Here is a 266-nt window from a genome sequence, read left to right on the forward strand (position 1 = left end):
TTTCAAATCCAGAAAAACCATTTGCTATTATTTATCGTCCCACAATTGACGCTGGAATGGTCAACCTATTTCAGTGCAGTGTTGATAAGCATACGGTAATTCATGAAGCCATAGAACAGACAGAATCAAAATCAGAAAAATACCTTTTATTACTGCCTTTTAGACAGGTTATAGAGAACAATTATAATGCAATAGACGATGAAATGCCCGTGCTGAGTTTGGCAATTGAGGCTTCTGAAAAAATTCCTGTTCATGAGTTTATTCAT

At 35.3% G+C, this 266-nt stretch carries 1 protein-coding gene; it reads left to right on the forward strand.

All coding sequences use genetic code 11. The features are described from left to right. On the forward strand, positions 1-266 hold a 266-nt coding region (locus ACYP03_RS26470), incomplete at both ends, for a hypothetical protein (protein ID WP_459782734.1).

The organism is Photobacterium sp. R1 (assembly GCF_054600795.1).